The 23,439-nt window shown below is 70.0% G+C and carries 19 protein-coding genes; 10 read left to right on the forward strand and 9 right to left on the reverse strand.

The window, feature by feature from the left end:
* Positions 1-40: 40 nt before the first annotated feature.
* The 4 genes from JOD64_RS21705 to JOD64_RS21720 are packed head-to-tail and all read right to left on the reverse strand — an operon-like array spanning position 41 to position 3,443.
* Positions 41-1,012: an amino acid ABC transporter permease gene (locus JOD64_RS21705; RefSeq protein WP_204943887.1), complete on the reverse strand. Its 972-nt coding sequence runs from the start codon at positions 1,010-1,012 to the stop codon at positions 41-43.
* Entirely contained in the window at positions 1,009-1,716 is a 708-nt protein-coding gene (locus JOD64_RS21710; RefSeq protein ID WP_204943888.1) for an amino acid ABC transporter permease, read from the reverse strand. Before JOD64_RS21710 ends, JOD64_RS21705 begins: the two co-directional genes overlap by 4 nt.
* A 36-nt stretch (positions 1,717-1,752) precedes the next feature.
* Complete coding sequence (locus tag JOD64_RS21715) at positions 1,753-2,631, reverse strand: glutamate ABC transporter substrate-binding protein (protein WP_204943889.1); 879 nt, start codon at positions 2,629-2,631, stop codon at positions 1,753-1,755.
* Between the two features lie 56 nt (positions 2,632-2,687).
* The gene (locus tag JOD64_RS21720) at positions 2,688-3,443 is read right to left on the reverse strand and encodes an amino acid ABC transporter ATP-binding protein (RefSeq protein ID WP_124778255.1); all 756 of its coding nucleotides are present in this window, start codon (positions 3,441-3,443) and stop codon (positions 2,688-2,690) included.
* A 196-nt stretch (positions 3,444-3,639) separates the two neighbouring features.
* On the opposite strand from JOD64_RS21720, the gene selD reads away from it, so the two are divergent.
* Together selD and JOD64_RS21730 are read left to right on the forward strand one after the other, a co-directional pair.
* Complete coding sequence (gene selD / locus JOD64_RS21725; protein ID WP_204943890.1) at positions 3,640-4,629, forward strand: selenide, water dikinase SelD; 990 nt, start codon at positions 3,640-3,642, stop codon at positions 4,627-4,629.
* Between the two features lie 247 nt (positions 4,630-4,876).
* Complete coding sequence (locus tag JOD64_RS21730) at positions 4,877-5,356, forward strand: hypothetical protein (RefSeq protein ID WP_204943891.1); 480 nt, start codon at positions 4,877-4,879, stop codon at positions 5,354-5,356.
* Between the two features lie 58 nt (positions 5,357-5,414).
* On the opposite strand, the gene JOD64_RS21735 is transcribed toward JOD64_RS21730, so the two are convergent.
* Positions 5,415-5,666, reverse strand: a complete 252-nt coding sequence (locus tag JOD64_RS21735) for a DUF2277 family protein (RefSeq protein ID WP_204943892.1) — start codon at positions 5,664-5,666, stop codon at positions 5,415-5,417.
* Positions 5,667-5,974: 308 nt separating this feature from the next.
* On the opposite strand from JOD64_RS21735, the gene miaB reads away from it, so the two are divergent.
* Positions 5,975-7,468 (forward strand): tRNA (N6-isopentenyl adenosine(37)-C2)-methylthiotransferase MiaB, encoded by a 1,494-nt coding sequence (miaB, locus tag JOD64_RS21740; RefSeq protein ID WP_204943893.1) that lies wholly within the window; start codon positions 5,975-5,977, stop codon positions 7,466-7,468.
* A gap of 91 nt (positions 7,469-7,559) precedes the next feature.
* Here miaB and JOD64_RS21745 read toward each other — a convergent pair whose 3' ends face one another.
* Entirely contained in the window at positions 7,560-9,179 is a 1,620-nt protein-coding gene (locus JOD64_RS21745) for a cellulase family glycosylhydrolase (RefSeq protein ID WP_204943894.1), read from the reverse strand.
* A gap of 401 nt (positions 9,180-9,580) precedes the next feature.
* Positions 9,581-10,789, reverse strand: coding sequence for a DUF349 domain-containing protein (locus tag JOD64_RS21750; RefSeq protein ID WP_204943895.1), 1,209 nt, complete (start codon positions 10,787-10,789; stop codon positions 9,581-9,583).
* Positions 10,790-10,939: 150 nt separating this feature from the next.
* On the opposite strand from JOD64_RS21750, the gene JOD64_RS21755 reads away from it, so the two are divergent.
* From JOD64_RS21755 to dapF, 3 genes are read left to right on the forward strand one after another with little or no spacing between them, the layout of a single operon-like run.
* Complete coding sequence (locus JOD64_RS21755; RefSeq protein WP_204943896.1) at positions 10,940-11,737, forward strand: class III extradiol dioxygenase subunit B-like domain-containing protein; 798 nt, start codon at positions 10,940-10,942, stop codon at positions 11,735-11,737.
* Positions 11,722-12,657, forward strand: coding sequence for a tRNA (adenosine(37)-N6)-dimethylallyltransferase MiaA (gene miaA / locus JOD64_RS21760; RefSeq protein WP_239561508.1), 936 nt, complete (start codon positions 11,722-11,724; stop codon positions 12,655-12,657). Before JOD64_RS21755 ends, miaA begins: the two co-directional genes overlap by 16 nt.
* Before the next feature lie 7 nt (positions 12,658-12,664).
* Positions 12,665-13,516, forward strand: a complete 852-nt coding sequence (gene dapF, locus JOD64_RS21765) for a diaminopimelate epimerase (RefSeq protein WP_204943898.1) — start codon at positions 12,665-12,667, stop codon at positions 13,514-13,516.
* Positions 13,517-13,612: 96 nt separating this feature from the next.
* On the opposite strand, the gene JOD64_RS21770 is transcribed toward dapF, so the two are convergent.
* The gene (locus JOD64_RS21770; protein ID WP_204943899.1) at positions 13,613-15,079 is read right to left on the reverse strand and encodes an NAD-dependent malic enzyme; all 1,467 of its coding nucleotides are present in this window, start codon (positions 15,077-15,079) and stop codon (positions 13,613-13,615) included.
* Positions 15,080-15,262: 183 nt separating this feature from the next.
* Here JOD64_RS21770 and hflX point away from each other — a divergent pair, with 183 nt between their 5' ends.
* Positions 15,263-16,717 carry a GTPase HflX gene (hflX, locus tag JOD64_RS21775; RefSeq protein WP_204943900.1) on the forward strand — a complete coding sequence of 485 codons (1,455 nt, stop codon included), beginning with the start codon at positions 15,263-15,265 and terminating at the stop codon, positions 16,715-16,717.
* 50 nt (positions 16,718-16,767) lie between these two features.
* On the forward strand, positions 16,768-18,558 hold the full coding sequence (locus tag JOD64_RS21780; protein ID WP_204943901.1) for a hypothetical protein: 1,791 nt from the start codon (positions 16,768-16,770) through the stop codon (positions 18,556-18,558).
* 77 nt (positions 18,559-18,635) lie between these two features.
* On the opposite strand, the gene lexA is transcribed toward JOD64_RS21780, so the two are convergent.
* Complete coding sequence (gene lexA, locus JOD64_RS21785) at positions 18,636-19,421, reverse strand: transcriptional repressor LexA (RefSeq protein ID WP_204943902.1); 786 nt, start codon at positions 19,419-19,421, stop codon at positions 18,636-18,638.
* Between the two features lie 540 nt (positions 19,422-19,961).
* On the opposite strand from lexA, the gene nrdR reads away from it, so the two are divergent.
* Entirely contained in the window at positions 19,962-20,465 is a 504-nt protein-coding gene (gene nrdR / locus JOD64_RS21790; RefSeq protein WP_204943903.1) for a transcriptional regulator NrdR, read from the forward strand.
* Positions 20,466-20,494: 29 nt separating this feature from the next.
* Positions 20,495-23,389: a vitamin B12-dependent ribonucleotide reductase gene (locus JOD64_RS21795; RefSeq protein WP_204943904.1), complete on the forward strand. Its 2,895-nt coding sequence runs from the start codon at positions 20,495-20,497 to the stop codon at positions 23,387-23,389.
* Positions 23,390-23,439 lie beyond the last annotated feature (50 nt).

Raw genomic sequence — 23,439 nt, forward strand, 5'->3', positions numbered from 1 at the left:
CCCGGACACCGGGCTGGCCCTTCTCCTTGCGAGCTGAGCGTCAGAAGCCCCCGCCGGCGCCCTCGGCCTGGGACATCAGTGCTGCGGGCGGCGGATTCTGTGCCGGGGTGCCCGCGGTCTTGCGGCCCGTGGCGAGCCGCCGCTGCACGTACTGGGCGAGCTTAGACAGCGAGTAGTTCACCACGATGAAGAGCACGGCGATCACGACGTAGACCTGGATCGGGTTGCCCAGTGCGCCGATGACCTGCTTGCCGATGTTCAGGGTCTCCTCGTAGCTGATGATGAAACCCAGCGAGGTGTCCTTGAGCACCACGACCAGCTGGCTGATCAGTGCCGGCAGCATGATCCGGAAGGCCTGCGGCAGCAGGATCATCCGGGTGGTCTGTGCCGGGGAGAGCCCGATGGCGGAGGCGGCCTCCGCCTGGCCGCCCGGCAGCCCCTCCATGCCGGAGCGGAGGATCTCGCCGATCACCACCGAGTTGTAGATGGTGAGGCCGATGACCAGATACCAGAGGTTGTCGAGGTAGAGGCCGAACTCGGGGAAGCCGCGGGCCACGAAGAAGATGGTGATCACGACGGGCAGGCCGCGGAAGACCTCGACGCACACTCGAGTGATCGCCGACAGCAGCGCGCTCAGCCCGCGCAGCAGATACGCCACCGGCGTCGCCGCACCGGTGAACCGCCGTCGGATCAGGCTCTTGAGCTGGATCCGCAGCACGGCGAGCAGCGTGCCGATCGCCAGCGAGGAGACGACGGCCAGAGCCGCCGCGATCATGGTGTTCTTGAAGCCCAGGCCGATGCGATCCCACACCTGGGAGAAGTTCTCGTTGGAGGGGTCGATCAACGGCCCCCACAGCTCCATCGAGAACTGGCCATTCTCGTCCAGGGGCCGGTAGATCAGGAAGTACGCCCCGACGAGCAGGACGAGACCGGCGACAACGCTGCTGATCAGCGTGATCCGCCGCTGACGCGGCCCGGGTACGTCGTAGAGGACGCTGGTCTGCTGACTCATCGGGCCACCGCCTGTCGCTTCTCGATCCGGTCCAGCAGGGCACCGAGCGGCACTGTCATGATCAGGTAGCCGATCGAAATGCCGATGGCGACCGGGACGAAGGCGTAGCCCTCCGCCGAGGTGAGCTGGTCGGCGGTCTGTGACAGGTCACCGACCACCCCGAAGAAGCCGACCAGCGCCGAGTTCTTGATCATTGCGATGATCACCGAGCCGAGCGGCACGATCGAGGCCTTCCACGACTGCGGCAGCACCACGTAGCGCAGGTTCTGTCCGAAGGTCAGACCCAGCGACCGCGCGGCCTCGGCCTGGCCGGCGGACACCGCATTCACTCCGGATCGCAGCGCCTCGCAGACGAACGCGGCGGTGTAGAGCACCAGGGCGATCAGCGCGAACCGGAAGTACGGCAGATCCGTGCCGAGTCGGGTGAACAACGAGTCGATCACCGGGATGCGGAGGAAGTCCGCGTTGGAGCCGAGCGCCGGCAGACCGAACGCGGCGAAGAACATCACCACGGTCAGCGGCATGTTGCGGAAGACGTTCACGTAACCGGTGCCGAGTGCGCGCAGCGGCGGCACCGGCGAGATGCGGAGCACCGCCACGACGGCGCCCAGGATCAGGGCGCCGATCGCGGCAAGTAGGCAGATCTGGAGGGTGAGCCAGAAACCACCCGCAAAGACGTCGAACTTGTCGATGAGCACGTTCACGGGTCGGTGTTCCTCCCCACCCTCCAGGACGAAGGATCAGTAGCGGTTGATGGTGGGCGCCGCGCCCAGTTCCGCGCCGAACTTGCCGGCGGTGTCGTCCCAGGCCTTCTTCCAGCTGCCGTCGGCGACCGCCTTGTCCAGCGTGTCGTTGATGAAACTGCGGAAGTCGGCGTCCTCCTTCTTCACCCCGATGCCGTACGGCTCCTTGGTGAAGTTGCTGCCGGCCAGCTTGAAGGAGGCCTCGTCCTTGGCGATGTAGCCGAGCAGGATCACGTTGTCCGTGGTCACGGCGTCGACCTGGCCACTCTTGAGGGCGTCCCGGCACTTGTCGTAGGTGTCGAAGGGCACCAGCTGGGTGGCGACGTCCTTGACGTACTTCTTGATCTCCTCGAACGGCGTCGAGCCGGTGACCGAGCAGACCTTCTTGGTGCCGTCCTTGAACGAGTCCGGACCGGTGATGGTGGTGTCGTCCTTCTTGACCATGATGTTCTGGCCGGCCTCGTAGTACGGGCCTGCGAAGGCGATCCGCTCCTTGCGCTTGTCGTTGATCGTGTAGGTCGCGGCGACCAGGTCGACCGTGCCGTTGACGATCACGTCCTCGCGGACCTTCGAGGGGGCCTCCACCCACTCGATCTTGTCCTCGGGGATGCCCAGCTCCTTGACGATGATCTTGGCGACCTCAACGTCGAAGCCCTCCGGCTTGCCGGACAGGCCCTTCAGGCCGAAGCCTGGCTGGTCGAACTTGGTGCCGACCTTGATCTTCTGGGCCTTGTTCAGCTTCTCCATGGTGCTGCCGGCGGCGAAGGACTTGCTGCCCGCGCCGGTGCCCTCCCCGCCGTCGTCGCCACCACAGGCGGTGAGGCCGAGCGCCAGAGCGGCGACCGCGGCGACTGCCGCAACGCGCTTGATACGCATACTCTTCTCCTTCTTCGACGGAGCCCACCGAGTGCGGCGCGCTCCACTACGGACGCCTAGTGCGTGAGGATCTTGGAGAGGAAGTCTCGGGCCCGCTCGCTGCGCGGGTTCGCGAAGAACTCCGCTGGCGGGGCATCCTCGACCAGTTGCCCGTCGGCCATGAAGATGACCCGGTTCGCGGCGTGTCGGGCGAAGCCCATCTCGTGGGTGACCACGACCATCGTCATGCCGTCGCTGGCCAGCGAGGTCATCACGTCGAGCACCTCGCCGACCATCTCCGGGTCCAGCGCGCTGGTGGGCTCGTCGAAGAGCATCGCCTTGGGCTGCATGGCCAGCGCCCGGGCGATGGCCACCCGCTGCTGCTGACCGCCGGAAAGCTGGGCGGGGAACTTGTCCGCCTGGTTGGCGATGCCGACCCGGTCCAGCAGGGCCAGGCCGCGCTCGCGGGCAGCAGCCGGCTTCTCCTTGCGGACCTTGATCGGGCCGAGGGTGACGTTCTCGAGGATGGTCTTGTGTGCGAAGAGGTTGAAGGACTGGAAGACCATGCCCACCTCGCTGCGCAGCTTCGCGAGGGGCTTGCCCTCGGCGGGCAGCGGCTGGCCGTCGAAGGTGATGGTGCCCGAGTTGATCGGTTCCAGTCGGTTGATGGCGCGGCACAGCGTCGATTTGCCGGAGCCGGACGGGCCGATGACCACGACCACCTCGCCCCGACCTACCGACAGCGAGACGTCGTCCAGCACGTGCAGCGGCCCGAACCACTTGTTGACCGCGTCCAGCACGATGAGCGGTTCGCCCGTCGTCACGTCGTCCACCGTCCCCTGTCATCTCCCGGATCGGGGTCGGTTGACCCCCGGTGCGGCCACTGTAGGCGGCGTGATGTGGCGGGATGCAACTCGGCGGGTCACGGAGCGATAACACCGGCCCCGATCGTCGCCCGGGCGTCCGATTCCGGTCACTGTTCGAGCCGGGACGGTGGTGATCGTGGTGTGTTGTCGAGATCATGGGTGGATGACCGAACCTGTACGCCTGACCCGTTACGCCCGCGGCGGTGGCTGCGCCTGCAAGATCCCTCCGGGGGAGTTGGAAATCATGGTGGCGGGTCTCGGTCCGGCCACCGGCACCGCGGAGCTGCTGGTCGGGTTGGATCACGGCGACGACGCGGCGGTGGTACGCCTGGATGAGCGGACCGGCCTGGTCAGCACCGCCGACTTCTTCACGCCGGTGGTCGACGACGCGTACGACTGGGGTCGGATCGCCGCGGCCAACGCGCTCTCCGACGTGTACGCGATGGGCGGCACCCCGTTGATCGCGCTCAACCTGCTCTGCTGGCCGCGCGACGTGCTGCCGATGGAGTTGGCCGGTGAGGTTCTACGTGGCGGCCAGGAGGTGGCTCGGGAGGCCGGTTGTCATCTGGCCGGCGGGCACAGCGTGGACGACGACGGCCCGAAGTACGGCCTTGCGGTCACCGGCACGGTCCGCCCGGAAGAGTTGATCACCCTCGACGCCGGGCGGGCCGGGGTGCCGTTGTCGCTGACGAAGCCGCTCGGTGTGGGGGTGCTGAACACCCGGCACAAGGCCACCGGTGAGAGCTTCCCGGAGGCGGTGGCCACGATGAGTGCCCTCAACCGGGATGCCGCTCGCGCGGCGGTCGCCGCCGGCATCCGCTGTGGCACCGACGTGACCGGGTTCGGGTTGCTCGGGCACGCCTCGAAGCTGGCCCGGGCCAGCCAGCTCACCGTGGCCATCGACACGGCCCGGGTGCCGTACCTGGCCGGTGCGCGAGAGGCGCTGCGCGACGGGTACGTCAGCGGCGGCAGCCGGCGCAACCTGGAGTGGATCACGCCGTGGACCGATTTCGGTGCCGTGGGGGAGGACGAGCGGTTGCTGCTGGCCGACGCGCAGACCTCCGGCGGTCTGCTGGTCGCCGGCGAGGTGCCCGGCGCGCCCGTGGTGGGTGAGTTGCTGCCCCGCGGCGAGCATCTGGTGGTGTTGCGCTGACCGCCCTGCGACCCCCGGCCGGAGGGCCGGTGGTGTGCGCGGGGACACGCGGCGGCGTGGTGCGGTTGGCGCACCATAGTCGATAAACTGTCACCTTCCCGCTACTCCGAGCAACGCTGCTCAGGGAAATTTTGCCCGGAATGGTCACAGACCGGTAACTTGCCCCCGGCTGGGGTCAAATGCCCCCCACCATCGTGTGTAAGGCCCGATCCGGAGGCCGGTGGGACGAACGCAGCGAGGAGGCGGAATGACCGAGCTGTGGAACTGGAGAATCGACGGGGCTCAACCCGTGGAGGTCTACCCGGCGCTGGCCGAGGCGCTTGGCCGGGTGGTGATGCCGCTGGCGGTGGCCGACCCGGCTCGGTTGCCGGCGTACGCGGTGGTGTGTGACGTCTGGCAGGCGCCGGGCGAGTTCTCGACGGTCGTGGACTGCTACGGGGTGCCCGAGCGGCTCCCCGAGCACGCGAGCATCGCCGCGCTCGCTCGACTGCTGGGCCGCAACTGCCTGTTGCGCGACGACACGCTCGACGCGGGCCGGCACCTGCTCGTCGCCCCGGACGGCACGGTCCGTCCGGTGCACTTCGACGTGCGGGACACCGACGACGGTGAGGTGCTCAGCAGGCGGCGGCTCTGCACCCTGGGTGACCCGGGTTGTCGGGGCTGGTCGCAGTGCCACCGCTCGCGTTGGGCGCCCGACACGATCGCACCGGCGCTCGCCGCGGCCTGACCCCGCACGGGTCAGGCCCCGGCCGGTGCCGGGCTGGCGAGTCGCGCCCTGCTGGCGATCAGCTGGACGCGGCGGCGGCCTGCCGGTCCGGGGTGCCCGATCCGGCACCCCGTACCACCAGTTGATCGAGCAGGTCGCGCGTCGCTTCGGCCACGGCGGCCACCGCGGCGTCGAACGCGGCGGCGTTGTGCGCGGCGGGCGCCCGGAAGCCGGAGATCTTCCGGACGTACTGCAACGCGGCCGCCTCGACGTCCGCGTCGGTCACCTGCGGGGTGAACGGTTCACGCAGCGTCTTGATGCTCCGACACATGTGCGCTCCTCCTCTCTCGGCACCCGGGCTGCCACCCGCGGCGCCGGCGGCTGTACCGACGTGCGCTGTGCCGCATCTTGTCGCGTCACGGTTGGCCGCCGGCGGGTCGTCATGTGCTCCCCGTGAACGGAGCCGCGCATCGTCGGCGCCGAGTGCAAAGCCCCTGAAATCGCCCAGAACACATTCTTGTTGTGCAGCGTACTTCCCGTCCTGGACGCCCGCCATGGGTCGCCGGGTCAATGCCGGTGGCTTGGGGTCGCCAAACGGGCCGCTACCCTGGTAGCCCGAGGGGAAGGGGCACCAAGAGGGTGGCTAGGACCTACAACGTCGTGACGTACGGCTGCCAGATGAACGTGCACGATTCTGAGCGCATCTCCGGTCTGCTCGAACAGGCCGGCTACGTGCGCGCGGTGCCGGCCGACGACACCCCGGACATCGTCGTCTTCAACACCTGCGCGGTGCGGGAAAATGCGGACAACCGGCTCTACGGCAACCTCGGTCGCCTGCGCCCAGTCAAGGACAAGCACCCCGGGATGCAGATCGCGGTCGGTGGCTGCCTGGCCCAGAAGGACCGGGGTGAGATCGTCCGCAAGGCGCCCTGGGTGGACGTGGTCTTCGGCACCCACAACATCGGTGCGCTGCCGGTGCTGCTGGAGCGGGCCCGGCACAACGCCGCCGCCGAGGTGGAGATCCTCGAGTCCCTCGACGTCTTCCCCTCCACACTGCCCACCCGCCGCGAGTCCACGTACGCCGGCTGGGTGTCGATCTCGGTGGGCTGCAACAACACCTGCACGTTCTGCATCGTGCCCGCGCTGCGCGGCAAGGAGAAGGACCGCCGCCCCGGCGACATCCTCTCCGAGGTGCGCGCGCTGGTCGACGAGGGCGTGCTGGAGGTGACCCTGCTCGGGCAGAACGTCAACTCCTACGGCGTCGAGTTCGGCGACCGGTACGCGTTCGGCAAGCTGCTGCGCGCCTGCGGTGACATCGACGGGCTGGAGCGGGTCCGGTTCACCAGCCCGCACCCGAAGGACTTCACCGACGACGTGATCGCCGCGATGGCCGAGACACCGAACGTCTGCCACTCGCTGCACATGCCGTTGCAGTCCGGCTCCGACGACGTGCTCAAGGCGATGCGCCGGTCCTACCGCTCCGAGCGCTACCTGGGGATCATCGAGAAGGTCCGGGCAGCGATGCCGGACGCGGCGATCACTACCGACATCATCGTCGGGTTCCCCGGCGAGACCGAGGCCGACTTCCAGCGCACCCTGGACGTGGTCCGCGAGGCGCGGTTCTCCTCGGCCTTCACCTTCCAGTATTCGAAGCGTCCCGGCACCCCCGCCGCGACGATGGACGGCCAACTGCCCAAGCAGGTCGTGCAGGAGCGCTACGAGCGGCTGGTCGCCTGCGTCGAAGAGATCACCTGGGCGGAGAACAAGCGACTGGTGGGGGAGACCGTCGAGGTGCTGGTCGCGGTCGGCGAGGGCCGCAAGGATGAGCGGACCGGCCGGATGTCCGGTCGGGCCCGCGACGGTCGGCTGGTGCACTTCGCGACCGAGGCGCCCGGCACGGCGTCGATGGCCAGCCAGACCCGGCCCGGGGACATCGTGCACACCACGATCACGTACGCCGCGCCCCATCACCTCAACGCCGACGGGGCGCCGGTGGCACACCGACGGACCCGGGCCGGCGACGCGGCCGAGGCGGGACGCTCCCCGCGTACCCCCGGGGTGTTGCTGGGTCTGCCGACGATCGGCGCGCCGCCGGCCGTGGTCGCACCCACCGCGGGCTGCGCCACTCACTGATCTGCGGAAGGGCCCCTCGGACAAGGGGCCCTTCCTCGGACCGCGGCTGCCTCAGACGGCCGATGCGGTGAGCATCAGCCGTCCCGGAAACTCAGCAGCTGGCGCCGTTGAGCTTCAGCGTTCCCGGCGCGCTGGCGGTGCCGTTGGCGGTGAAGCCGACGGTGATCGACCCACCCGCCGGCAGTGCCGGGGCATGCCCCGGGGCGGCGGCGGTGACTGTCGTACCGGACTGGGTGACGGTGGCGTTCCAGCCACTGCCCAGCGTCACCCCGGACGGCCAACTCCAGGTGACCGACCACGGGTTCACCGCAGCCGCCCCGGTGTTCTTCACGGTGACCTCGCCCTGGAAGCCGCCCGGCCAGGCGTTGACCTGCCGGTAGCTGGCGGTGCAGGCGCCGGGGGGCGGGGTCGTCGGTCCGCCGGTCGGTCCGCCGGTCGGTACGCCAGTTGGTCCGCCAGTGGGCCCGCCGGTCGGTCCGCCACCGGAGGGTGCGATCAGGTACGGCTGGAGGATCGCCTGCTTGGTGGTGTTGACGTTGGTCCAGTCATCCAGCGCGATGCCCCCGGTGTCACCCGAGTTGGGGTTCCACGACCAGTAGGTGAAGGACATCCCGCTGACCCCGGTGCCGGTGTACGCCATCAACCTCTCCAGCCACACCCGGTCCTTCGGGTCGGCCAGGGTGCTGCCGAACTCGCCCATCATGATCGGGGCGATGTTCTGCTTGTAGAGGTAACCGAAGTACTTGTCCCAGATGGCCGGCATGTTCGCCGGGTAGTCCGGAGCGTCGAACCAGGTCTGCCGGTAGACCGAGGTGGCGTACTCGTGCGGCGAGTAGACCAACCGGTTGGCCATGCTCAGCCGTACCGGGAACTCGCCGGCCTTCGACAGGTTCCCGCCCCACCAACCGCAGTCCTCGTCGTTGCTCGGGTCGTTGTCCCAGACGTTGGAGAGGCCACCGCTGGGGCAGCTCACCCCCTCGACGAAGATCAACCAGTTGGGCTGGACACCGAGGATGGCGTTCCCGGCCCGCTCGGCGGCGAGCCGCCAGTCCCGGGTGGTGTCGCCGCAGCCCCAACACGCGCCGGTGGCCGCCGGGTTGGTGCCCTCGGCGTGCGGCTCGTTGTGCAGGTCGGCGCCGATCACCGTGGGGTTGCCCGCGTACCGCTGGGCGAGCATCTTCCAGTCGTTGATCCAGGTCGCCTCGGAGACCGTCGAGGTGTACCAGAGCGGCGACTGTCCGGCCGCCGTCGGCCGGTGCCGGTCCAGGATGATCCGCATCCCCTTGCTGCCGGCGTAGTCGATCACCTTGTCCAGGATCTGCAGCGGCGACAGCCCGACCAGGTCCGGGTTGACGAAGTCGTTGATCCCAGTGGCGGTCGCGCCCGGCTTCAGCGCGTCATTCGAGTACGGCACCCGCAACGTGTTGTAACCCAACCGGGCCATCGTGTCGAGCTGCCCCCGCCACGGGTTGCTCGACCACAGCCCGTGGAAGGTCTTGTTGTCGGTCTCCATGCCGAACCAGTTGATGCCGGTCAGCCGAACCGTGGCACCCGTGCTGTCCACGATCTGGTTGCCGTTGGTGTGCAGGTAGCCGGTACCGGTGCCAGCGGCCACGGCCGGGCTGCTGTTGACGGCGGCGGCGAGGAACACGCCGGCCGCAACGGTGGCGAGCGCGGTCAACGCGCCGCCGAAAGCGGTGGGACGGATCATACGAGCTCCACTTCGGAGATCCGGCGCCGTCCGGTGACGGCGCCGGCGGTCGGCCCGTCCGCACGTCACGGCGCCTCAGGGGTACGCGGACAGTGCGCGACGGCCCATGTCACGCGGACGTGGTCACTCGCGGAAGCTCACCGGCGACCCTCGACAGCGGTGTTCCGCCTTCGTCGCCCTCGTACCGGTGGCCCTACCTGGCTCCGTAGCACATTCTGATCAGCGCAAGTCAATGCGTCAACCTTCGCCGCCATCGCCGCCCGCCGTCGCTGCTGCCGCCCGCCGCCGCCGTCCCGCGCGGCCTCGCGCGGCCTGTCGCGCTGTCGGCGCGTGTGCAGGGCCGTGGACGTGCAGGAGCCCCCGGTCCCGTGAGGGACCGGGGGCTCCTGGAGAACGTCAGCTCAGCCGGCCTGCTCGGCGAGCTGGAGGAACTGCCGCTTCGCGGCGAGCGCCTGCTCGGCGTCCTTGATCCGGCGCGCGTCCCCGGCGTTCTGCGCCCGGGCCAGCCGCTCCTCGGCTTCCGCAACCTGCGCCCGCATCTGGGCGAGCAGCGGGTTGTCCTCCTTGGTGGTGCGGCGCCACGCCGAGTCCATCACGTCGCGGACCTTGTCGTCGATGACGCGTAGCCGGCGCTCCAGCCCGGCGGCTGCCTCGCGGGGCACCCGGCCGGCCTCGTGCCACTGTGCCTGGATCTCCCGAAGCTTGGCCTGGGCGCCCTTCGGGTCGGCGTCGATGTTCAACGCCTCCGCCTCGGCGAGCAGGGCCTGCTTGCGCTCCAGGTTGCCGCGCTGCTCGTTGTCCCGTGCGGAGAAGACCTCACTGCGCCGGCTGAAGAAGGCGTCCTGCGCGCCCCGGAATCGCTCCCAGAGCTTCTGCTCGGCCTCCTTGGAGGCGCGCGGCGCGGCCTTCCACTGGGTCATCAGGTCCTTGAGCTGGTTGGCGGTGGCGGCCCAGTCGGTGGATTCCTGAAGTTTCTCCGCTTCGGCGACCAGTTCTTCCTTGGCCGTCTGCGCCTGCTTGCGCTGCGAGTCCAGGGAGGCGAAGTGGGCGCCTCGGCGTCGGGTGAAGCCGTCCCGGGCGGCGGCGAACCGCTTCCACAGCTCACCGTCGGCCTTCTTGTCGACCCCACGGATGGTCTTCCACTCGTCGAGGATCTCCTTGAGCCGGTCCCCGGCGGTCTTCCACCCGGTGGATTCGGCGGCGAGCTTCTCGGCCTCCTCGACCAGCGCGGTCTTGCGGGCCAGCGCCTCGCCGCGAGCGGCGTCCCGGGCCGCGCGTGCTTCGCCGGCCTTCTCCTCGGCGAGGGTGGCCAGCTTGTCCAGGCGAGCGGCCAGCGCGTCGATGTCGCCGACCACGTTGGCCTCGGGCAGCGTGGTGCGGATCCGCCGGATCGTGCTCAGCGAGTGCCCGGCATCCGCCGCACCCGACTTGAGACGCGCTTCGGTCAGGTCCACCTCGGTCACCAGGTCGGCGAAGCGGCGTGCGAAGTGCGCGAGGCCCTCCTCCGGTGCTCCCGCCTGCCAGGATCCGACCACCCGCTCGCCCTCGGTGGTCTTGACGTACACGGTGCCGTCCGCGTCCACCCGTCCGAAGGCAGTCCAGTCGCTCATGTGCCCATCCTCGTTCTCCCGGCGTCGAGGGAAGGATCCCCCGTCGCCGCCACGGCGCAGCCAAGTTGCTTCCGGCATTGTCACAGGTCCAACCCGGTCCGCGTCGAGCGCCTATCGCCGACCGTGACCATACGGTGTCCTAGGGGCCGAATGACCGGATCGGCGCGGAGACGCTCCGAGGATTCCCGCTACGGTGATCAGGTGCCACTGGTCGCCGCTGCTGTCTGCCCGCATCCGCCCCTGCTCGTGCCCGAGGTGGCCGGCTCCACGGCCCCGGAGCTGGACGCCCTTCGGGCGGCGTGCGACACCGTCGTACGCCGGTTGTTCGTCGCCGAACCGGACACGTTGCTGCTGCTCGGCAGCGGCCCGGTGACCGGCCCGATCCGCAACCCGGCGACGGGCTCCCTGCAACCATGGGGTGTCGACCTGGATGTGCCGTTGGTCTCCGGCCAGCCCGACCGCGGTGCGGTGCTGCCGTTGAGCCTGACCATCGGGGCGTGGTTGCTGGCCCGGCACGACCCGCGAGCGCCGGCGACCGCGACACCGACGGTCGCACCGCAGGTGACCGCCGTGCAGGTGGCCGCCGACGCGGGCCCGGCCGAGCTGGCCGCGCTCGCTGACGAGATCAACGCCGTGGGCGACCGGGTGGCGTTGCTGGTGCTCGGGGACGGGTCGGCCTGCCGGGGGGAGAAGGCCCCCGGGTACGACGACCCGCGCGCGCACCCGTACGACCAGCGGGTCGCCACGGCTCTGGCCGAGGCGGACCTGGACGGCCTGCTCGACCTGGACCCGGTGTTGTCGGCGGAGTTGAAGGCGGCCGGCCGCGCGCCGTGGCAGGTCCTCGCCAGTGCGGCCCGGTCGGCTGGCGGCGGGTGGCGCGGCGAACTGCTGCACGACTCGGCCCCCTACGGCGTCGCCTACTTCGTGGCGTCCTGGGAGCGGGTGTGACCAGCGGCGGGCCCGGCACGGTCGTCGCGGTGGTCGGCCCGACGGCCGCCGGTAAGTCGGCGCTGAGCATCGCGTTGGCGCACGCTCTCGACGGGGAGGTGGTCAACGCCGACTCGATGCAGCTCTACCGGGGCATGGACATCGGGACCGCCAAGCTGACCCCCGCCGAGCGGGACGGAGTGCCGCACCACCTGTTGGACATCTGGGAGGTCACCGAGCCGGCGAGCGTCGCGGAGTACCAGCGGCTGGCCCGCGCGGCGGTGGACGACATCCTGTCCCGGGGGCGGGTGCCGCTGCTGGTCGGTGGGTCCGGGTTGTACGTGCGGGCGGTGCTGGAGCGCTTCGAGTTTCCCGGCACCGACGCGGTGCTGCGCGAGCGGCTGGAACGGGAGTTGGCCGAGGTCGGCCCAGCGCCGCTGTACGCGCGACTGCGCGCCGCCGACCCGGTCGCCGCCGAGGGCATCCTCCCCGGCAACGGGCGGCGGATCGTCCGGGCCCTGGAGGTGATCGAGCTCACCGGTGCGCCGTTCACCGCGTCGCTGCCGCAGCCCACGCCGTACTACCCGTCGGTGCAGCTCGGCGTCGACCTGGACACCGGGCTGCTGGACGAGCGGATCGCGCTGCGGGTCGACCGGATGTGGGCCGACGGACTGGTGGCCGAGACCCGCGAGTTGGTCGGGCGAGGGCTGCCCGACGGGCGGACGGCGAGCAGGGCGCTCGGTTACCAGCAGGTGCTGCGCCTGCTCGCCGGTGAGCTGACCGAGGCGCAGGCGCACGACGAGACGGTCCGAGCCACCCGGCGGTTCGTTCGTAGGCAGCGGTCCTGGTTCCGGCGCGACCCGCGGATCCACTGGCTGGATTCGGCCGCACCGGACCTGATCGGGGCCGCCCTGCGCCTGGTGCCGTCCGCTACGCGATGATGGGGGCGTGGAGTTCACCAAGGGCCACGGCACCGGCAACGACTTCGTCCTCCTTCCCGACCCGGACGGTCAGCTCGATCTGACCCCGGAGCTGGTCGCGGCGCTCTGCGACCGGCGGCGCGGCATCGGTGCGGACGGCGTGCTGCGGGTGGTCCGCGCGGCCAAGCATCCGGAGGGTGCCGGGCTGGCCGGCGAGGCCGAGTGGTTCATGGACTACTGGAACGCCGACGGTTCGTTCGCCGAGATGTGCGGCAACGGCGCCCGGGTGTTCGTGCGCTACCTGCTCGACACCGGTCTGGCGACGCCCGCCGGCGCGGCGCTGCCGGTGGCCACCCGGGCCGGCGTCGTGCGCGCGCTGGTCGAGGGCGGCACGGTGTCCGTCGAGATGCGCCGACCCCAGGTGTACGACAGCTCGACCGCCACCCTGGGTGGGCTGACCCTGCCCGGCGCCGTCGTGGACGTCGGCAACCCGCATCTGGTCTGTGTTCTGCCGGCCGGCGTGGAGTTGTCCGGGCTGGATCTGACCGTCGCGCCGGGCTTCGACCCGACGGTCTTTCCGACCGGGGTGAACGTGGAGTTCATCGTGGCGGGTGACCCGGTCGACGACACCGACGGGCACGCTCTGATGCGGGTGTACGAGCGCGGCAGCGCCGAGACCCTGTCCTGCGGCACGGGTGCCTGCGCGGTGGGCGCGGTGGCCCTGCGCGACGCCGGTCGGGACACCGGAGTGGTCGCCGTGGACGTGCCCGGCGGGCGCCTGACGGTCACCGTCACAGAGAACTCCTGCTGGCTGTCCGGCCCCGCGGTCCTGGTAGCAACGGGCGAGATCAACCCCACCACTCTCCCACCCCCCGCCTAGCCCCTCACCCCGTTGATCAAGAGATTCGCGTCAGAATCGGCGGGGATCCTGACGTAAACCTCTTGATCAACGGGGTGGGGGAGAGCGGGGAGGGCGTTAGGGGGTTGCGCTGGCGTTGGCTGCGATCTCGGGGAGGTCGGCGGGGCCGGGGTCGGCGGCCGGCAGCGGGCTGGGGTTGTGCGCGGCGGCGCGGACGGCGGCGGCGACCGCGGGGGCGACCCGGGAGTCGAAGACGCTCGGCACGATCACCGTCGGGTTGATCTTGTCCTCGCCGACGACGTCGGCGATGGCCCGGGCGGCCGCGATCGCCATCTCCTCGGTGAACTCCTCGGCGTGCGCGTCGAGCATGCCGCGGAACACCCCGGGGAAGGCGAGCACGTTGTTGATCTGGTTCGGCTGGTCCGAGCGACCGGTGGCGACCACGGCGGCGTGCTTGCGCGCCTCCCGCGGGTCGACCTCCGGGTCCGGGTTGGCGAGCGCGAAGACGATCGAGTCCTTGGCCATCTGGGCGATGTCGTCGCCGGTGAGCAGGTTCGGCGCGCTCACACCGATGAACACGTCGGCGCCCCGGATCGCACCCGGCAGATCGCCCGAGTAGTTCTCCTTGTTGGTGTTATCCGCCAACCACTGCCACGCCGAGTTGAGCCCAGTCAGCCCGCGGTGCAGGGCGCCCTGCCGGTCGTACGCGATGATGTCGCCGACGCCCTGGCGCAGCAGCAGCTTCATGATCGCGGTGCCGGCCGCGCCGGCGCCGGAGACGACCACCCGGACGTCCCCAAGCTGCTTGCCGACCACCCGCAGCGCGTTGGTCAGCGCGGCCAGCACGCAGATCGCGGTGCCGTGCTGGTCGTCGTGGAAGACCGGGATGTCCAGCGCCTCGCGCAGCCGGGCCTCGATCTCGAAGCAGCGCGGCGCGGCGATGTCCTCCAGGTTGATCCCGCCGTACGCCGGCGCGATCGCCTTCACGATCTGCACGATCTCGTCGGTGTCCTGGGTGTCCAGCACCACCGGCCAGGCGTCCACCCCGCCGAAGCGCTTGAACAGCGCCGCCTTGCCCTCCATCACGGGCAGCGACGCGGCCGGGCCCAGGTTGCCCAGGCCGAGCACCGCCGAACCATCGCTGACCACCGCGACGGTGTTGCGCTTGATGGTCAGTCGCCGGGCGTCCGCCGGGTTCTCGGCGATTGCCATGCAGACCCGGGCAACCCCCGGGGTGTACGCCCGGGACAGCTCGTCGCGGTTGCGCAGGGCGACCTTCGAGGTCACCTCGATCTTGCCGCCCAGGTGCAGGAGGAACGTCCGGTCCGACACCTTCCGCACGTCCACGCCGTCCAGCGCGGTCAGCGCGTCGACGACCTGGTCGGCGTGGCTGGCGTCGGCGGTGTCGCAGGTCAGGTCGACGATCACGTGGGTCGGATCCGAGTCCACCACGTCCAGCGCCGTGACGATCGCCCCGGCCTCACCGACAGAGGTGGTGAGCCGGCCGATCGAGGAGGCGTCCGCGGTTACGGCGATCCGGATGGTGATCGAAAATCCGGCGCTCGGCAGTCGGGTGATGGCCACGGGATCCCTCCGTCACGGCTGTGCGGCCGATCGGCCGCCGCCCGCATTTCTACCGGGTTGTCGCAGCCGACCAGCATTCGCCCCCACTTTTGGCGACCTTGAGCATGGGCATATAGCAGGTGCGTTCGGCGTTGTGTCATGTCAGGATTACGTTCTACTTATCAAAACGGACAGGAGAACCGCTTGCGAGACCAGGAGAGCTTTGTCCCCGTCGAGGACGAGCTCGACGACGTCACCACCGGCGAGATGGAGCTGTCGGAGCGGCAGTCCCTCCGACGCGTCCCGGGCCTGTCAACCGAGCTCACCGACGTCACCGAGGTGGAATACCGCCAGCTGCGGCTGGAGCGGGTCGTCCTGGTGGGCGTCTGGACCGAAGGCACGATTGCCGACGCGGAAAATTCGCTGACCGAGCTTGCCGCGCTGGCCGAGACGGCCGGTTCGCAGGTGCTCGAAGGGCTCATCCAGCGCCGCACCCGACCCGACCCGGCGACGTACATCGGCCGCGGCAAGGTCGACGACCTCGGCGCGGTGGTGCTCTCCACCGGCGCCGACACGGTCATCTGCGACGGCGAGCTGTCGCCGTCGCAGCTGCGCAACCTGGAACAGCGCACCAAGGTCAAGGTTGTCGACCGGACGGCGCTGATCCTCGACATCTTCGCCCAGCACGCCAAGAGCAAGGAAGGTAAGGCGCAGGTCGAGCTGGCCCAGCTCCAATACCTGCTGCCCCGACTGCGCGGTTGGGGTGAGACGCTCTCCCGGCAGACCGGTGGTTCCGGTCGGGGCGGCGGCGCCGGCGGCGGTGTGGGTGTGCGTGGTCCCGGTGAGACCAAGCTGGAGACCGACCGGCGGCGCATCCGCCACCGCATCTCCCGGCTGCGCCGCGAGATCAAGAACATGCGGACGGTACGCGTCACCAAGCGTGCCCGACGCACCCGCAACTCCATCCCTGCCGTGGCCATCGCGGGCTACACCAACGCCGGCAAGTCCAGCCTGCTCAACCGGCTGACGGACGCGGGCGTGCTGGTGGAGAACGCGCTGTTCGCGACACTGGACCCGACCACCCGTAAGACCACCGCCTCGGACGGGCGGATCTACACCCTCTCCGACACGGTCGGCTTCGTCCGGCACCTGCCGCACCAGATCGTCGAGGCGTTCCGCTCGACGCTGGAGGAGGTCGCGGAGGCGGATCTGGTGGTGCACGTCGTCGACGGCACCCACCCGGATCCGGAGGAGCAGGTCCGGGCGGTGCACGAGGTGCTCGCCGAGGTGAGCGCGGATCGGCTCCCCGAGCTGCTGGTGGTCAACAAGACCGACGCGGCCGACGAGGACACCCTGCTGCGGCTCAAGCGGCTCTGGCCGGACGCGATCTTCGTGTCGGCGTACTCCGGTATGGGCATCGAGGACCTGCGCTCGGCAATCGAGGACCGGCTGCCGCAGCCGGCCGTCGAGGTCCGGGCTGTGCTCCCGTACGACCGCGGTGACCTGGTGGCCCGGGTGCACCGCACCGGCGAGGTGCTCAGCACGTCGCACCTGCCGGAGGGCACCCTGCTGCACGTCCGCGTCGGCGCGGATCTGGCTGCGGAGTTGGCGCCGTTCGACGTCGAGCGGCAGGGGCAGGCGGCCGGCAGCCGATCCTGAGCGCCCACGGCGTCATCCACCCGAAACGCGTGGCATGCGACACTGGCCGAATGCGCCGCGTTGTTTCCTCGGTCACGGTTGCCCTCGGCCTGTTCGGGGCAACCGTGGCGCTCGCCGGAGTCGCCGCAGCGGCTCCCGCCGCCGGGTCGTCCGTGCTCCCCTCCGTCGCTGCTGGCCAGAAGCGGTGCACGATCGTTGACGAGCGGCTGCGGGAGCTGTCGGGTCTGGTCGCGACCAAGAGCGGCTACATCGTGATCAACGACGACACCCAGGACGCGGCACGCAAGCGGGTCTTCTTCCTCGACAGCAAGTGCAAGATCTCGAAGGATCCGGTGCGATACCCGGGGCAGGGCCCGGTCGACACCGAGGATCTGGCCCTCTCCAAGGATGGCGGCACCCTCTGGATCGCCGACACCGGTAACGCCACCACCGCGAAGGAGCGCCGCACGCGCGTCGCGCTCTGGTCGATGCCGGTCACCGGCGGTAAGCAGCCGACGCTGCACCGGATCTCCTACCCCGAGGCCAAAGCGCACGAAGCCGAGGCGTTGCTCATCGGCGACGACGGAAAACCGTTGATCATCACGAAGGTGACAAGCGGCAAGGCCGAGATCTACACCCCGACGGCGGCCTTGAAGAACGGCGACACCGACCCGGTGCCGATGCATAAGGTCGGCGAGATTGCGCTGCCGAAGACGCAGACGGAGAACCCGCTCAACACGTTCGGCCGGATCGCCATCACCGGTGCGGCCCGTTCGTCGGACGGCTCCCGGGTGGTTCTGCGCACCTACGCGGATGCCTTCGAGTTCGACGTGAGCGGCGGTGACATCGTCGGCGCGCTCACCACCGGCAAACCGCGGGTTACGGCGCTGGCCGACCCGTTCGGCGAGGCGATCAGCTACACCCCGGACGGGAAGACGTTCGTCACCGTCTCCGACGCGGGCCGGTTCACCGAGGAGGAGACCCTCGACGTCCTCAGCTATACGCCGTCCAGTTCGACCGCGGTGCCACTGGCTCCGGCCGAGGGCGTGAAGGCGGCCGCTTCGAAATCCTGGACCGCTGGGCTGGGCCTCGACGAGATCATGTACATGGTCGGCGCGGTCGGGTTGATCGGTCTGCTGCTGGTCGGCGCCGGCATCATCGGCATCGTCCGGGCGCGCCGCCGGGTGCCGGAGGCCGACGCGTCCGAGACGTCGGACCCGGATGGCGGGCCGGTCGGCACGCGCGCAGGCCGTGCCGTCGACGGTTCCGCGGCACCAGGTGACCGTAAGGGTGGTGTCTACGGTGGCGGCGCCCCCGCGGGCGGCGGGGCTTACGGCGGTGGCGCGGGTCGCGGTGGTCCGGCACCGGCAGGCGGTGCCGTGTACGGCGGTGCCGGCGGCCGGCCAGCAGGCGCCGGCGGTGGCTACGGTGCGGCACGGCCGGACGGCGGCGTCGGTGGCGGCGTGTACGGCGGTGCTCGCCCGCCAGCCGGTGGCGGTGGTCGCCCTCCGGCTGGTGGCGGTGCTCGCCCGCCGGCTGGTGGCGGTGGTCGCCCTCCAGTCGGTGGCGGCGGTCGTCCCCCAGCGAGTGGCACCCCTCGCCCCCCGGCCGGTGGCGTCGGTCGTCCCCAGGGCGGTGGCGGCGGTCGTCCGCAGGGTGCCGGCGGTCGTCCTGGCAGCGGTGTTTATGGCGGTGACGGCGGCCAGCCCGGCGCCGGTCGTGCCGAGCCGCCTCGGCGCGGTGGGCAGGAGCCCGACCAGCGGGGCCAGCGGCCCGGCCGTCGGCGTGACGACGATGCGCCCGTCGACCCGTACGGGCCGTATCCCGGGGGCGGTCGCGGCCACCGGGGCGACCGCTACTGACGGACGTCGGGGCTCTCATCCGTCCCTGAGAACGAACGTGGGTGAGCGCCTGTCGCACTCACCCACCCAGCGACCGGTCAGATCCGGCGCAGCACCGCCACGACTCGGCCCATGATGGTGGCGTCGTCACCGGGGATCGGGTCGAAGGCTGGGTTCTGTGGCATCAGCCAGACGTGCCCGTCGCGCCGCCGGTAGGTCTTGACGGTCGCCTCGCCGTCGAGCATGGCGGCCACGATCTCGCCCGAGTCGGCGGTCGGCTGCTGCCGAACGACCACCCAGTCGCCGTCGCAGATCGCCGCGTCGAGCATCGAGTCGCCCTTGACCTGGAGCATGAAGACCTCGCCCTCGCCCACCAACTCGCGGGGCAGCGGGAAGATGTCCTCCACGGCCTGCTCGGCGAGGATCGGCCCACCAGCGGCGATCCGGCCAAGCATCGGCACGTACGCCGGGGTCGGTCGTTGTGCCCGGGACAGCTCGTCGTCGATGGCCTCGCTGGGGGCGCGAACGTCCACGGCGCGCGGCCGGTTGGGGTCGCGGCGCAGGAAGCCCTTCTTCTCCAGCTCCTTGAGCTGGTAGGCGACGCTGGACGGCGACACCAGGCCGACGGCCTCGCCGATCTCCCGGACGCTCGGCGGGTAGCCGTACCGCTCCACCCAGGTGCGGATGAATTCCAGGATGCGACGCTGGCGGGCGGTCAGGTCGACCGTCGCCGGGTCGGGGAAGGCGCTGACCACCGGGGTGACCGGGCGCACGGCGGGCTGACCCGTTCGGCTGCGCGCGGCACTGCGGCGTCGGGTGGCTGGCGGGCCCGCATCGGTGATCTGCTGCGGGCTCTTCGGCCGGCTGGCCCGGTCCTCGGTCACGTCCGTCCTCCCTGGTCGGCGCTGGGTGCCTCGTCGGCTCGTGGTGCGTGCGGTGGTGCCACGTTGTTCATGACCGTATAGGTGAGATCAGTCATTTTCAAACATCTGTACGACCTCTCACCGGCGTGTCGGGGTGAAAAACCACTCCGGTCGTACGGATGTTCTGATAAATGGTACGTCAGGTAGTACTGGTGTTCGATCATTGGCTGTTTTCCGGGCCACTTCGGCCTGCTGGCCGGTAACTCGGGCGGGGTGTCGGCGTTGGGTCTTCGGGCGTGCTGTGGGTGCGGATGACCGGATGGTCCGTGACGCGCCGGACACGCCGCCCAACTTGACCCGGCTTCCCCGGCGACATACGGTCAACCCCTAGATGTAGTAGTGACACGGGCGTAAGTTGCCCACAGGTTGGGTCCGACTACCGACCGCACTCCAGTAACGTCGACCACGGCGGACGTCATCCGAGGATGGCACCGTCGCGGTGAGTCGTGCCCAGGGGTGCCCGGTGCGGTCGCAGTCGATCATTTTTGATGGAGGTGGGCGATGCGGTGTCCGTACTGCCGGCACGCTGACTCCCGGGTGGTCGACTCGCGGGAGGCCGACGACGGCCAGCTCATCCGACGGCGGCGGTCCTGCCCGGAGTGCGGCAAGCGGTTCACCACCGTCGAAGAGGCGGTCCTCGCGGTCGTGAAGCGCAGCGGGGTGACCGAGCCGTTCAGCCGTACGAAGATCATCGGCGGGGTGCGCAAGGCGTGCCAGGGTCGGCCGGTCGACGAGGACTCGATCGCGTTGCTGGCTCAGAAGGTCGAGGAGACCGTGCGGGCCAAGGGCGCGGCCGAGATCCCCAGCCACGACGTGGGGCTGGCGATCCTGGGCCCACTGCAGGGCCTGGACGAGGTGGCGTACCTGCGGTTCGCCAGCGTCTACCGGTCCTTCGACTCGCTCGCCGACTTCGAGCAGGAAATCGAGACATTGCGCGCCGCCGCCCGTGCCCGGGAGGGCGCGGCGGAGGCCGGGGCGGCGGAACCCGCCGGCCGTACCAACTGAGATTTGTGTTTGACGAGGGGGCGGATGAGATGTCGGGGGATGGTGTGACGACAAGCAGGTCACGTAGCAAGGCCAACGCGAGCGCCGGGCTGAAGATCGAGCGGGTGTGGACCACGGAGGGTGTCCACCCGTACGACGAGGTCACCTGGGAGCGCCGCGACGTCGTGATGACGAACTGGCGGGACGGCTCGATCAACTTCGAGCAGCGCGGCGTGGAGTTCCCCGAGTCGTGGAGCGTCAACGCGGCCAACATCGTCACCACGAAGTACTTCCGGGGCGCGGTGGGGACCCCGGAGCGGGAGTGGTCGCTCAAGCAGTTGATCGACCGGGTGGTCACCACCTACCGCACCGCCGGCGAGGAGTACGGCTACTTCGCCAGCCCGGCGGACGCCGAGATCTTCGGGCACGAGCTGACCTGGATGCTGTTGCACCAGGTGTTCAGCTTCAACTCGCCGGTCTGGTTCAACGTCGGCACGCCGTCGCCGCAGCAGGTCAGCGCCTGCTTCATCCTGGCCGTCGACGACTCGATGGACTCGATCCTCGACTGGTACAAGGAGGAGGGGCTGATCTTCAAGGGCGGCTCCGGCTCCGGGGTCAACCTGTCGAGGATCCGCTCGTCCCGTGAGCTGCTCTCCTCCGGCGGCACCGCCTCCGGTCCGGTCAGCTTCATGCGCGGCGCGGACGCCTCGGCCGGCACCATCAAGTCCGGTGGCGCGACCCGCCGGGCGGCCAAGATGGTCATCCTCGACGTGGACCACCCGGACATCGAGGAGTTCGTGGTCACGAAGGCGCGCGAGGAGCACAAGATCCGTGCGCTGCGCGACGCAGGGTTCGACATGGACCTCGGCGGCTCCGACATCGTCAGCGTGCAGTATCAGAACGCCAACAACTCGGTCCGGGTCTCCGACGAGTTCATGTCGGCGGTGGAGAACGGCGGCGGCTTCGACCTGCGCGGCCGGCTGGACGGCTCGGTGATCGACACCGTCGACGCCAAGAAGCTCTTCCGCACCATCTCGCAGGCCGCCTGGGAGTGTGCCGACCCGGGCCTGCAGTACGACGACACGATCAACGACTGGCACACCTGCCCGGAGACCGGGCGGATCACCGCGTCGAACCCGTGCTCGGAGTACCTGCACCTGGACAACTCCTCGTGCAACCTGGCCTCGCTCAACCTGATGAAGTTCCTCCGCGCCGACGGCGGCTTCGAGGTGGAGAAGTTCGTCAAGTCCGTCGAGTTCGTCATCACCGCGATGGACATCTCGATCTGCTTCGCGGACTTCCCGACCGAGAAGATCGGCGAGACCTCCCGCGCCTACCGGCAGCTCGGCATCGGCTACGCCAACCTCGGCGCCCTGCTGATGGCCACCGGCCTGCCGTACGACTCGGAGCAGGGCCGCTCGGTCGCCGCGTCGATCACGTCCCTGATGACCGGCACCGCCTACCGTCGCTCGGCTGAGCTGGCCGGCGTCGTCGGCGCGTACGAGGGCTACGCCCGCAACGCCGAGCCGCACAAGCGGGTCATGCGCAAGCACGCCGCCGCCAACGACGAGATCAAGCCGACCAGCCCGGTGGCCACCGCGATCGTCCGAGAGGCGACCAAGCAGTGGACCCAGGGCAACAAGATCGGCGATAAGTTCGGTTGGCGCAACGCGCAGGCGAGCGTCCTCGCCCCGACCGGCACGATCGGCTTCATGATGGACTGCGACACGACCGGCGTGGAGCCGGACCTGGCGCTGGTCAAGTTCAAGAAGCTGGTCGGCGGCGGCTCGATGCAGATCGTCAACCAGACGGTGCCGCGCGCCCTGCGCAGCCTCGGCTACCCCGAGGAGCAGGTCGAGGCGATCGTCGAGCACATCGCCGACCACGGCCACGTGGTGGACGCCCCGGGCCTCAAGCCGGAGCACTACCCGGTCTTCGACTGCGCCATGGGGGAGCGGACGATCGCCCCGATGGGGCACGTGCGGATGATGGCGGCCATCCAGCCGTTCGTCTCCGGTGCCATCTCCAAGACGGTCAACATGCCGGAGGCGGCCACCGTCGAGGACGTCGAGAAGATCTACTTCGAGGGCTGGAAGCTCGGCCTCAAGGCCCTGGCGATCTACCGGGACAACTGCAAGGTCGGTCAGCCGCTCTCGGTGGCCAAGTCCAACAAGGCCACCCAGCCGGCCGCCGTCGAGACCGCGCCGGCCGCCCCGGTCGCGGTGGAGAAGGTCATCGAGTACCGGCCGGTACGTAAGCGCCTGCCGAAGAAGCGTCCGTCCGAGACGGTCAGCTTCTCCGTCGGTGGTGCCGAGGGCTACCTGACCGCGTCGTCCTACCCGGATGACGGCCTCGGTGAGGTCTTCCTCAAGATGTCCAAGCAGGGCTCGACCCTGGCCGGGGTGATGGACGCCTTCTCGGTGGCCATCAGCATCGGCCTGCAGTACGGCGTGCCGCTGGAGACGTTCGTCAGCAAGTTCACCAACATGCGCTTCGAGCCGGCCGGTATGACCGACGACCCGGACGTGCGGATGGCGGCCTCGGTGATGGACTACATCTTCCGTCGCCTGGCGCTGGACTTCCTGCCCTACGAGCGCCGCGCCGAGCTGGGCATCTTCACCGCATCCGAGCGGGCCGCGCAGCTGCGGGCCGAGGCCGACGCCGAAGCCGCCGCGGTCACCGGCGTGGAGCTCACCGCGATGGCGTCCTCGGCACCGGTGGAGACCCCGGCAAAGCCGGAGGCCGTCGCCCAGCCGGCCCAGGAGATGGCCGACGTGGCCGTCGCCAAGCCGGCTCCGAGCGTGGGTTCCAGCACGGAACTGCTCGAGGCCGTGATCGGCAAGGCCGCCGACGCACCGCTCTGCTTCACCTGCGGTACGAAGATGCGCCCGGCCGGTAGCTGCTACGTCTGCGAGGGCTGCGGCTCCACCAGCGGCTGCAGCTGACACGTCATCGACGAGCCCCGGGCGTTGACGCGCCCGGGGCTCGTCGGTCG

This window comes from Micromonospora luteifusca, from assembly GCF_016907275.1.
Classification (GTDB): Bacteria; Actinomycetota; Actinomycetes; order Mycobacteriales; family Micromonosporaceae; genus Micromonospora; species Micromonospora luteifusca.